The following is an 11,023-nucleotide window of genomic DNA, read 5'->3' on the forward strand; positions in this document are numbered from 1 at the left end:
AACAAGCGCCCACACGAATTATCTGATCAAATTGTTAAAGAGCGTTGCTTGATGTTTCGTCTCAAGCGAGGCGCATATTCTACTTTGCGCTCATTCAAAGTCAACCGTTTATTTTGCAATTTTGTAAAATTTTTTACTCAGCAACCGGACTTTGAATCCTGCTCCGTAAGCACCGTCAAAATCCAATGGATTCAAGCACTTACTAAGCACCTTGCTTAGTTCAATCAGCCCCGTTTCGGCGGCCTCCCTAAGCAAGGACGGCGAATTCTACAGCGTTCTGAAAAAGGGTCAACACCCTGTCGTAAAAAAACTGAAAAAAACCGTAAAAAAGTGCCATACCGGCCCTTTTTGATCACTAAACAATCAGCACTGTTTGTTATCTGTACAGAGCGGGTCGTTTTACGGCCGCAAGAAACAGAAAAGGCGTGTTACACACCGATTCTGCTCTGGCAGATTTGGAGTATAGACACGCCTTTCATATTTACCAGCCAGCATATATCAGCCAGCGAGATTCATCCGTCCGTTATGCAACAGAAAACAGGTGATGCTTCTTCTTACCCAGTTTCACCAGGAAGTATTTACCAAACAGCGCATTGTCGCTGGCAAACACTTCTGCCGCTTTCATATTGTCTTCAACGCCGTAAGCCTGACCGTTGACGATTACCGCATTACGCTGCAACGCATCTTTTACCTGCTTACCGCCGGGCGCCATGCCGGCCTCAGACAGTATGGTGGTCAGCGGAATCTCTGCCACTTCGGCTGCATTGATAGTTGAAGACGGCAAACCATCCTGAGCCAACTGTGCATAGTCCTGCTCGTCCAGAGTGCTGGTATCACCCGAGAACAGCGCCTCAGTAATACGCTGTGCCGCAGCCAGCCCCTCTTCACCGTGAACCAGCTTAGTCACCTGCTCAGCCAGCACCCGCTGCGCTTCCGGGCGCCCCTGACGTTCAGCGTCAGCCTGTTCCAGCGCATCAATCTCTGCCACCGGCAGGAAGGTGAAGAATTTCAGGAATCGGTATGCGTCAGCATCCGGGGTCTGCAGCCAGAACTGGTAGAACGCATACTGGGAGGTTTTCTTAGCATCCAGCCATACAGCACCACCTTCAGTTTTACCGAATTTAGTCCCATCAGACTTGGTGATCAGCGGCAGTGTCATACCATGTACGCTGGCACCATTCATACGTCGGGTCAGGTCGATACCGCCGGTGATATTACCCCACTGGTCGGAACCACCGATCTGCAGAGAGCAACCGTACATCTCGTTCAGCTTCTGGTAGTCGAATGACTGCAGAATTTGATAAGTAAACTCGGTGAAGGAGATACCGGAATCTTCACGCTCGATACGCTGACGCACGGATTCCTTGGCGATCATTTTATTGACCGTGAAGTGCTTACCGATATCGCGGAGGAACGAAAGCGTATCGATGCCGGCCGTCCAGTCGTAGTTGTTCGCCAGAATAGCGCCATCATTATCGTTGAATTCGATAAAGCGGCTGATCTGGTTCTTCAGACAGTTACTCCACTCAGCCACAATGTCGGTTGAGTTAAGCTGACGCTCTTTATCCTTAAAGCTCGGATCGCCGATCATACCGGTAGCACCACCCACCAGCGCAATAGGACGATGACCATAATCCTGGAAACGTTTCAGCATCAGCAGCGGTACCAGATGACCAAGATGCAGACTGTCTGCTGTTGGGTCAAAGCCACAATAAAGCGTCACACTGCCTTCCGCGAGATGCTTTTCCAGTTCCTCTTCACTGGTCATCTGCGCAACCAGTCCGCGCGCTTTCAGGTCTTGTAACAGTGTTTCACTCATGGCTTCGATTTGCCCTTAATAAAAGATAGCTGTGATTAAAGAGCGGCTATTTTAGCGGCAGCAGTCGCCGCAAACAAATCAGAAAGTGGTTTAAATTCGTTGATCTGCATTAAGCAGCGCTTAAGATTTGTACAATTGTGCCGACTTTATCCTCAGAGAATGGCATAATGCGGCGTTTATCTGGCAACCCATGAAGGGGCCTGTGGACAAGTCCTGTGCACTCCGGCTTTAAAAGCATGCAGCAGACCTGTTTACCGGCTCCCAAAAATATAACGAAGGGGAATAGGGTGCTTAATCGCTTTAAACATTTCCGGGGACAGTTTCCGACTGTTCATCTGGTAGCTGTCAGCGCGTGTGTATCTATACTTGGCCTGACCTTACTTTTATTACCCAGCCAGCAGGTAGGCGCTACCCGCGGCAACCTTCCTGAGCCGGTTGTTAAAAGCAACCCGCTGCCGACTGAAGCGGCACCTGTCGTTGAGACGGAGATCTCTGCCTCCTCCCCTTCCACACAGGAAGCAGACGCTACCAACCCAGCCCTGATTGATGACTGGGTTGAATATCAGGTTGGCAGCGGCGACAACCTCACCTCTATGTTCAAGAAAGCAGGTCTTGGCGCTCGTGACGTTTATTACGCTGCCAATGCCGACAAAGAAGGTAAGGCCTTCAAGCGCCTGTTTCCCGGCCAGACACTGGCCTTTGTTATTCGCGGTGGTGAACTGCAAAAACTCAGACACATTAAGTCCGAGCTGGCCAGCACTCTGCTGATCAAAACAACCGACGGATACACTGTTGAGGAATTAGAGCGCCAGCCTGAAGTCCGCACACAGTACACCTCCGGCACGATTGAAGATTCACTTTTTCTGGCAGGCGCAGACGCCGGACTGAGTAATCAGAAAATCATGGAGCTGGCCAGCATCTTCGGCTGGGACGTGGATTTCGTTCTGGATATCCGCAAGGGAGACAGCTTCAGCCTGATCTACGAGGAGAAGTTCCTCGACGATAAGAAAATTGGTGAAGGTAATATTATTGCCGCCCAGTTTATTAACCGCGGCAATACTTTTACCGCAATTCGCTACACCGATAGCGCAGGCGACAGCAGTTATTACACACCTGAAGGTTACAGTATGCGTAAAACCTTTTTACGCTCACCTGTAGATTTTGCCCGCATCAGCTCCCGCTTCAATCCAAACCGCAAACACCCGGTACTGAATCGCATCCGGGCACACAAAGGCGTGGACTATGCCGCAGGCACCGGCACCCCGATCAAGGCATCGGGTGATGGAAAAATCATCTTCCGCGGCAAAAAAGGCGGTTTTGGTAATGTTGTCATCCTTCAGCATGGCAGCAATATCACGACACTCTATGCCCATATGAATGCATTTAAACGTGGTCAGCGGGTCGGCAGCAGAGTTAAACAGGGTCAGGTCATCGGCTTTGTTGGCAAAACCGGACTGGCCAGCGGCCCGCACCTGCATTATGAGTTCCGTGTAAACGGTGTTCATAAAAACCCCCTGACGGTTAAACTACCCCAGGCTAAGCCAATAGCCGGCAGCGAACTGAACGCATTCCGTTCAACCGCCAGCTCCATTCTGGCGCAGCTTGAAACGTATCAGGCAACCGTACTGGCAGAGAATACCGTTCTTAAATGAGTGCTTCGCCCCTTTATATTGGTCTGATGTCCGGCACCAGTCTCGACAGTATCGATGCGGTTGCCGTTCGCTTTGAACCCACGTTTGAGTTAGTGGCCAGCCACAGCGAGTCATTTCCGGCTCAGCTCAAACAGGCAATCAGCCAGCTAACCCTGCCCGGCGACAATGAGATTGACCGTATGGGGCGGGTCGATATTGCACTCGGCGACCTGTTCGCGCAGGCCGTTTCACAACTGCTAACACAACACGGGTTAAATCCTGCAGAAATCAGGGCAATCGGCAGCCACGGCCAGACCATCCGGCACCGTCCTGAATTTAGTTACACCCTGCAGATTGGCGATGCCAACCGCATCGCCGAACTGACCGGAATCACCACAGTCACTGATTTCCGCCGCAGGGATATGGCGGCCGGAGGTCAGGGCGCACCGCTGGTACCCGCCTTTCACCGGGCTATGCTGCACAACCCTGAACAGGACCGGGTTTTGCTGAATGTGGGCGGCATGGCTAATCTGACTTTTCTTCCGGCCAACCCCTGCGAGCCTGTCAGAGGTTTTGATACCGGGCCGGGTAACATTCTGATGGATCTGTGGATTCAGCACTGTCTTGGCTCTGACTATGACAAGGACGGCCAATGGGCCAGTAGTGGCAAAGTTAATAACGCATTGTTGCAAGATCTGCTCAGGCTGCCCTACTTTCAACTACCACCACCTAAAAGCACAGGGCGGGAGCAGTTCAACCAGCAGTGGCTGCAAGACAGTGTCAGCCGGCACGACCTGCCTGCAGAAGATATCCAGCGCACCCTGCTGGAACTAACCGCCCGCAGTGTCGCCGATAGTCTGCAACAGCATATCCCGAGTCAGTCCTTTGAATTACTGGTGTGCGGTGGTGGCAGTCGCAACGGTCTGCTGCTGCATCGCCTTGCTGAACTGCTACCCGGTAAGCGCGTCTCACCGACCGATCAGGCCGGAATTGATGCTGACTGGATGGAAGCCGCTGCGTTTGCATGGCTGGCAAAGCGCTGTCTTGATGGTATGAGCGGCAACCTGAGCCCCGTGACAGGGGCGGCAGGTGAAAGAATTCTCGGGGCGATCTATCAGGCTTAAGCTCCGGCTCAGAAGTAAAGATAACCGCGCGTCTTGAGACGTCGCTCTTCCGCCGGCCCCAGCGGGACTGTATCAATAAAATCAGGCAGTTCCGAACGCTCTACATTATTCAGACGCATCCAGGTTTCACAGATTCTGATATCGATCACACCCTGCGATTCTAATTTTTTTGCCAGATTCAGCAACTCAGGATACATCGACTGATTCCGCTGGCGAAATGCATGCGCCTCATCCCCGTGCAGCACAAACACAATCGGGTCATAAGCGCTGAGGTCGGTCCCTTCTTCGAGCAACATACTGGCACGACGAAACAGCATTTCCACTTCGGTCGGGTTATTTTTCTTGATCAACGCCAGATAGCGCTGATTACTTTGCGGATCGATCGGGGATTGCAACGGCTCAGCCTGAGCACCGAGGGCAAAGAGCAACGCGATACAGAATAAAGCAGACTTCAGCATGACACTCATCCACAAGGAACAGAACGACAAGCTTATAAGAGCAGAGAGGAGATGAACAGGCTGTTAACTGAATCGACAGCCTGCTCAGGAGAGGTATCAGATAGAGAAGGAGGAGCCACAACCACAGGTGGTGGTTGCGTTCGGGTTATTGATCACGAACTGTGAACCCTGCAAGCCCTCTTTGAAGTCGACTTCCGCACCCGCGAGATACTGAAAGCTCATAGGATCCACCAGCATAGTTACACCGTCACGCTCAACAACAGTGTCGTCATCGGCTGCGGTTTCATCGAAGGTAAAGCCGTAGGAGAAGCCCGCACATCCACCACCGGTAATGAATACCCGCAGCTTCAGGTTGTCGTTCTCTTCCTCTTCGATTAGGGATTTTACTTTGGCAGCAGCGGCCGGAGTAAAAGCCATCTCCTGCTCTACGCTTGGATCAACTGTTTCTATCATAGGACCTTACTCATATTGACTGGGCGTAATTATCACCTTAACCGAGTAAAGCAGTCAAGTATTAGGGCATTAACCCAACCACATTCAATCCAGCCCGCTCATCCAGATCGAACATAATGTTCATATTCTGAATCGCCTGACCGGCGGCCCCTTTCACCAGATTGTCGATGACCGACAGAACCACCACAGTATCTTCACCCTGCGGGCGGTGCACACTGATACGGCACATGTTGGCACCTTTAACGCTGCGGGTCTGTGGATGACTACCGGCCGGCATGACATCTACAAAAGGCTCATCGGCATAACGCTCTTCAAACAGCGTCTGCAGATCATGATCCACCGGATCCTTCAGCACGCCATAACAGGTTGAGTGAATCCCACGGATCATCGGCGTCAGATGTGGCACAAAGGTCAGATGCACCGGACGCTCAGCAGCCAGCGCCAGACCCTGTTTGATCTCTGGCAGATGACGATGCCCCGGCACGCCGTAAGCCATCATGCTTTCACTGGCTTCACACAGCAGCATTCCCACTTTCGCGCCACGCCCTGCACCGCTGACGCCGGATTTACAGTCAGCAATCAGGCGACGATGATCGATCAGACGATTTTCCAGCAAGGGCAGGAAAGCCAGTTGTGTAGCCGTTGGATAACAGCCCGGGCAGGCAATCAGTTGCGCCTGCTTAATCTGTTCGCGATTAACCTCCGGTAAACCGTATACAGCGAGCTCGGCCATCTCCGGCTGCGTGTGCTCCATACCGTACCATTTAGACCAGAGCTCCAGATCCTTGATACGAAAATCCGCACCCAGATCGATGACACGCACCCCTTTGGCCACCAGCGCAGCAGCCATGTTCATCGCTACGCCATGGGGTGTAGCAAAAAACACCACATCGCAGCCAGCCAGCGTATCCACATCCGGCACGCTGAATCGCAGATCATGGTGTCCTCGCAGATTGGGGTACATATCAGCCACACTGACACCCTCTTCGGAACGGGAAGTAATCACCTCTACACGTGCCTCAGGATGATTCGCCAACAGACGTAGCAACTCTACACCGGTATAACCGGTCCCACCTACAATACCTACCTTGATCACAGGAACCTCTCATCGGGGTTAAAAACTGGTAATCTATAATACTACAAAAGCCAGCAACCCATTGACTACTAATTAGATTAACCTGCCGATGCCCAGACCCGTTTTTTCCCTGGAACATTTCCGCCACCGTTTAGCACACAATGAAGCACTGCCGCAGATGGTGGTGCTGGGCGTTTTATGTGGTCTGGTCTGCGGGCTGGTGCTCGGGCTTTTTCGGCTGCTGCTGGAATATCCGCTGTCACAACTGCTGCCCGGTGGCGACAACGACAATTTTGAAGGGCTCTCACCCTGGCTGCATTTTTTCCTGCCGGTGCTGGGAAGTCTGTTATTAATCGCAATCCTGTCACGGGTGACGCCACTAAACCGGAAAGTGGGTGTCGCTCACCTGCTGGAACGGATGGCCTATCACCAGAGCAAGCTGCCGCTGACCAATGCCCTGATCCAGTTTTTTGCCGCAACCGCCGCACTGCTGTTTGGTCACTCAGTCGGCAAAGAGGGGCCCGCCATCCATCTCGGGGCGGCCTGCGGCAGTCAGCTCGGCCAGCGCCTGAACCTGCCCAACAATACCCTGCGTATTCTGGCGGGCTGCGGTACCGCCGCAGGCATCGCCGCCATGTTCAACACCCCCCTTGCCGGCGTGATTTTCGCCATGGAAGTGGTGTTGCTGGAATACAGCGTCATCGGCTTTATGCCGGTAATTGTCTCCGCCGCCACCGGCGCTCTGGTGGTTCAACTGATGTTTGGCCGCGAGTTAGTGCTTACTGTCCCGGCAATGCATATTGAATCACTGCACGAGATTCCCTACATCGTCTTTCTCGGTGTCATGATCGGCCTTCTCGCAGTGGTCTTTATCAGCCTGATGCGAGCCACCGCCAAATGGGCCGACCATTCGGTGCTGAGTTACCGCTCCAAGCTGATGCTGGCCGGGCTGGCCACCGGCTGCTGTGCTGTATTTTATCCTCAGGTAATGGGCATCGGTTACGATACGGTAGGCGCTGTGCTGGACGGCCAACTGGGTATCCAGTTACTGATTGGCATTCTGATCAGCAAATGTCTGCTGACCCCGGTTGTGCTCGCGCTGGGAGTACCCGCAGGCCTCATCGGCCCGGCGATCTTTATCGGAGCCATTGGCGGTGGCCTGCTCGGTATTCTCGGCGCCCAGGCAGTCGATCTGAACGTCGCCCACTCTGGCTTTTACGCCCTGCTCGGCATGGCCAGTATGATGGGTGCTGTCACCAATGCGCCTATGGCTGCGCTGGTTGCCACACTGGAGCTGACCGGCAATCCGAATATTATCTTCCCGGCCATGATATCAATCGTTATCTCCAACCTGATTGCCCGCTATGTCTTTAACCTGCCATCGGTTTTTATTACGTCCATGCGCTTGCAGGGGCTGGACTACCACTACAATCCACTTAACCAGATTCTCAACCGTGCAGCCGTGCGCAGCCTGATGCTGACCGATTACGTCAAAAGCGCCCCACTGATCTCCGCGCAGGGCGCCAGCAATGCGCTCAGCAACAACCCAAGCTGGATACTGCTCGAGGACGCTGACAAATTCACCCTGCTCTCACCGGGTGATCTGCATCATCAGGTACGCACTGCGGAGTCCGCCGATCAGGATATTGATATGCTCACTATTCCCGGTTTACGGCTGGATACCGCCCGGATCGACAGCCGGTCCACTCTGCAACAGGCACTCGACTGCATGAAAGAGCAGCAGGTTGAAGCCCTCTGCATTACCAATATCCGGGGTCAGGTGATCGGTCTGCTGACCCGGGAACAGATCGAAGACTTTTACCGTAAGAATTAAGCGATGAACGACAACCTGAAAGGACTGTACGGCATCACCGACAGTGAGCTGATGCCAGATACCGAAACCCTGTTGCGCAAAATTGAACAGAGCCTGCAGGGCGGCGCCCGGATAATCCAGTACCGGGACAAATCATCTGACCTGAGGAAACGGGTTGAGCAGGCCTCTGCCCTGAACCGCCTCTGCCAGCAATACAAAGTCCCGCTGCTGATCAACGATGATGCCGGTCTCGCCGCCGGCATTGGTGCAGCAGGTGTTCATCTGGGGCAAAGTGATGGCGCCGTCAGCGAGGCGCGCGAAATGCTGGGCAGCCAGGCGATTATCGGTGTCACCTGCCACGATTCACTGGCGCTGGCGATACAGGCGCAAGCCGAAGGCGCAGATTACGTGGCCTTTGGTGCATTCTTTCCCTCACAAACCAAACCCAACGCCAAACCGGCCCCGCTTGAACTGCTCCAGCAGGTGAAAGCCAAAGTTCAGCTTCCAATAGTGGCGATTGGCGGCATTAGCGTGGATAATGCCGGTCAGCTTGTGACTGCGGGGGCCGACATGATTGCGGTGATTCATGCACTTTATGGGCAGGGCAAAATATCTGCCACCGCCCGCGCCTTTCAGCAGCACTTTACCCACTGAATTCAGAGAGAAGATAGCAATGTCCCGTTCCGAACAACTTTTTCAGGCAGCTCAGGTTCATATTCCAGGCGGAGTAAACTCCCCGGTACGTGCATTTAAAGGTGTAGGCGGCACGCCACTGTTCTTTAAACGCGGCGAAGGGGCCTACCTGTTCGATGAGGACGACAATAAATATATCGACTATGTCGGTTCCTGGGGCCCTATGATCCTTGGTCACTGCAACACGACGGTAATGGATGCGGTGCGCGGCTCTCTGGATAACGGTCTCGGCTTCGGTGCACCTACCGAAATTGAGATCCAGATGGCTGATAAAGTCTGCGAGATCATGCCGGGCATGGACATGGTACGCATGGTCAGCTCCGGTACTGAAGCCACTATGAGTGCCATCCGTCTGGCGCGTGGCTACACCAAACGTGACAAGATCGTAAAATTTGAAGGCTGCTACCACGGGCACTCTGACTCGCTGCTGGTTAAAGCCGGTTCCGGCATGCTGACACTGGGCGAACCCAGCTCTCCGGGTGTACCCGCGTCACTGGCAGAACACACCATCACCCTGACCTACAACGATATCGACAGTGTTCGTCAGGCCTTCGCCGAAGTCGGCGACCAGATTGCCTGCATCATCGTTGAACCGGTCGCCGGTAACATGAACTGCATCCCACCGGTGCCGGGGTTCCTTGAAGGCCTGCGTGAAGTCTGTGACGAGCACGGCAGCGTGCTGATTCTGGATGAAGTTATGACCGGATTCCGCGTCGCTCTGGGCGGTGCACAGTCTGTTTACAACGTGCAGCCAGACCTGACCACGCTGGGCAAGGTGATTGGCGGCGGTCTGCCTGTAGGCGCTTTTGGTGGTAAGAAAGAGATCATGGAACATATCGCCCCACTGGGTGCGGTCTATCAGGCAGGTACCCTGTCCGGTAACCCACTGGCCATGGCTGCAGGTCTGGCCATGCTGAACGAAATCTCCAGACCGGGCTTTTACGAGCAGCTCAGTGCCAAGGTTGAACTGCTGACGGAAGGCCTCGAAGCGGTCGCGATGGCGAATGGGGTTCCGTTCACCACCAGCCGGGTGGGTGGCATGTTCGGCCTGTTCTTTACAGAACAGAAACAGGTAACCAGTTTCACAGAAACCATGGCCTGCGATGCCGATAAGTTCTCCCGATTCTTCCACGGCATGCTGGAACAGGGCGTTTATCTCGCACCTTCTGCGTTTGAAGCCGGCTTTATCTCAGCCGCTCATACTCAGGAAGATATCGAAGCGACGCTGGCAGCAGCCGATCAGGTTTTTGCCAGCCTGAAATGAGCCTGTTCTACGTCAGCAGTCAGATCATCCTGTTCGGTTGCGCCCTGTTCCTTGCCGGGCGCAGCTATCAGGTCGGCGAAAAGTTCGCCCACAGTGCAAGCATGGTCATCAGCCTGGCGGCAGCCTTTATCGCCAGTTCAGCGGCTGCCAACCTGCTGCTTCAACAACCCGGTCAGGATATTCAGACCCTGCGCAGAATCCTCGATAACCTGGCCTACTTTGCCGCTTTACCCCTGATTGCCAGTGCGTTACTCGCGTATGCCTGGCAACAGGACTGGTCAAAGGCCGGCTGGGGGCGTTGGCTTCTGGCCCTGTTCGCCCTGTTTGAGCTCTGTCGCCGTAGCGGTATAGGTGCGGGCTACAGTCAGATACTGGCCCTGCTGTGTGTGACCATTACACTGATCAGCCTTTGCAAATTCCGCTCAGGCCAGACCCGCCTGTTCGGCACCCTGAGTCTGCTCTGTCTGGCGCCTGCGCTGTTGTTGTTCAGCCCGGCCTCGCTGTTGCAGATGAGCAACCCCACGCTCTTCGGGCTAAGTCTGGGCGGCGCTCTGGCACTGCTCAGCCTGGCGTTGGGTAAGACACGAATCAGTTAAGGTCGTCAGCCAGAAAACGCAAAACGCCCGCAGGATGCGGGCGTTTTTATTACTTCGCAAAGCTAACAAATATCAAGGCAGGCAGCGGCGGCCTGCC

10 protein-coding genes are annotated in these 11,023 nt (G+C 54.0%); 6 read left to right on the top strand and 4 right to left on the bottom strand.

Annotated elements, in window-relative coordinates; genetic code table 11:
- Positions 1-523 precede the first annotated feature (523 nt).
- Positions 524-1,819, bottom strand: a complete 1,296-nt coding sequence (gene tyrS, locus QUD59_RS05460) for a tyrosine--tRNA ligase (RefSeq protein ID WP_286240088.1) — start codon at positions 1,817-1,819, stop codon at positions 524-526.
- Positions 1,820-2,106: 287 nt separating this feature from the next.
- Here tyrS and QUD59_RS05465 point away from each other — a divergent pair, with 287 nt between their 5' ends.
- Positions 2,107-3,471: a peptidoglycan DD-metalloendopeptidase family protein gene (locus QUD59_RS05465; RefSeq protein ID WP_286240089.1), complete on the top strand. Its 1,365-nt coding sequence runs from the start codon at positions 2,107-2,109 to the stop codon at positions 3,469-3,471.
- Positions 3,468-4,574 carry an anhydro-N-acetylmuramic acid kinase gene (locus tag QUD59_RS05470; RefSeq protein ID WP_286240090.1) on the top strand — a complete coding sequence of 369 codons (1,107 nt, stop codon included), beginning with the start codon at positions 3,468-3,470 and terminating at the stop codon, positions 4,572-4,574. Before QUD59_RS05465 ends, QUD59_RS05470 begins: the two co-directional genes overlap by 4 nt.
- A gap of 8 nt (positions 4,575-4,582) precedes the next feature.
- Here the strand turns inward: QUD59_RS05470 and QUD59_RS05475 are convergent, their stop codons facing one another.
- The 3 genes from QUD59_RS05475 to argC form a co-directional block, all read right to left on the bottom strand.
- Entirely contained in the window at positions 4,583-5,032 is a 450-nt protein-coding gene (locus tag QUD59_RS05475; protein WP_286240091.1) for a DsrE family protein, read from the bottom strand.
- Between the two features lie 96 nt (positions 5,033-5,128).
- A complete protein-coding gene (gene erpA, locus QUD59_RS05480) occupies positions 5,129-5,485 on the bottom strand; it encodes an iron-sulfur cluster insertion protein ErpA (protein WP_350227795.1) in 357 nt (118 codons plus the stop codon).
- 61 nt (positions 5,486-5,546) lie between these two features.
- Positions 5,547-6,581 (bottom strand): N-acetyl-gamma-glutamyl-phosphate reductase, encoded by a 1,035-nt coding sequence (gene argC / locus QUD59_RS05485; protein ID WP_286240092.1) that lies wholly within the window; start codon positions 6,579-6,581, stop codon positions 5,547-5,549.
- Between the two features lie 88 nt (positions 6,582-6,669).
- On the opposite strand from argC, the gene QUD59_RS05490 reads away from it, so the two are divergent.
- Genes QUD59_RS05490 through QUD59_RS05505 form a run of 4 tightly spaced genes read left to right on the top strand, consistent with a single transcriptional unit; the run spans position 6,670 to position 10,926 of the window.
- The gene (locus tag QUD59_RS05490) at positions 6,670-8,394 is read left to right on the top strand and encodes a chloride channel protein (RefSeq protein WP_286240093.1); all 1,725 of its coding nucleotides are present in this window, start codon (positions 6,670-6,672) and stop codon (positions 8,392-8,394) included.
- A gap of 3 nt (positions 8,395-8,397) precedes the next feature.
- Positions 8,398-9,027 carry a thiamine phosphate synthase gene (gene thiE, locus QUD59_RS05495; RefSeq protein ID WP_286240094.1) on the top strand — a complete coding sequence of 210 codons (630 nt, stop codon included), beginning with the start codon at positions 8,398-8,400 and terminating at the stop codon, positions 9,025-9,027.
- 19 nt (positions 9,028-9,046) lie between these two features.
- Positions 9,047-10,330, top strand: coding sequence for a glutamate-1-semialdehyde 2,1-aminomutase (hemL, locus tag QUD59_RS05500; RefSeq protein ID WP_286240095.1), 1,284 nt, complete (start codon positions 9,047-9,049; stop codon positions 10,328-10,330).
- Positions 10,327-10,926, top strand: coding sequence for a hypothetical protein (locus QUD59_RS05505; protein ID WP_286240096.1), 600 nt, complete (start codon positions 10,327-10,329; stop codon positions 10,924-10,926). The genes hemL and QUD59_RS05505 overlap by 4 nt, the downstream gene beginning before the upstream one ends.
- Positions 10,927-11,023 lie beyond the last annotated feature (97 nt).

The organism is Neptuniibacter halophilus (genome assembly GCF_030295765.1).
GTDB classification, from domain to species: domain Bacteria; phylum Pseudomonadota; class Gammaproteobacteria; order Pseudomonadales; family Balneatricaceae; genus Neptuniibacter; species Neptuniibacter halophilus.

Bases quoted from the DNA above. Each gene is read 5' to 3' on its own strand.
- tyrS (WP_286240088.1), bottom strand. From the start codon at position 1,819: ATGAGTGAAACACTGTTACAAGACCTGAAAGCGCGCGGACTGGTTGCG.
- QUD59_RS05470 (WP_286240090.1), top strand. From the start codon at position 3,468: ATGAGTGCTTCGCCCCTTTATATTGGTCTGATGTCCGGCACCAGTCTC.
- QUD59_RS05475 (WP_286240091.1), bottom strand. From the start codon at position 5,032: ATGCTGAAGTCTGCTTTATTCTGTATCGCGTTGCTCTTTGCCCTCGGT.
- erpA (WP_350227795.1), bottom strand. From the start codon at position 5,485: ATGATAGAAACAGTTGATCCAAGCGTAGAGCAGGAGATGGCTTTTACT.
- QUD59_RS05490 (WP_286240093.1), top strand. From the start codon at position 6,670: ATGCCCAGACCCGTTTTTTCCCTGGAACATTTCCGCCACCGTTTAGCA.
- thiE (WP_286240094.1), top strand. From the start codon at position 8,398: ATGAACGACAACCTGAAAGGACTGTACGGCATCACCGACAGTGAGCTG.
- hemL (WP_286240095.1), top strand. From the start codon at position 9,047: ATGTCCCGTTCCGAACAACTTTTTCAGGCAGCTCAGGTTCATATTCCA.
- QUD59_RS05505 (WP_286240096.1), top strand. From the start codon at position 10,327: ATGAGCCTGTTCTACGTCAGCAGTCAGATCATCCTGTTCGGTTGCGCC.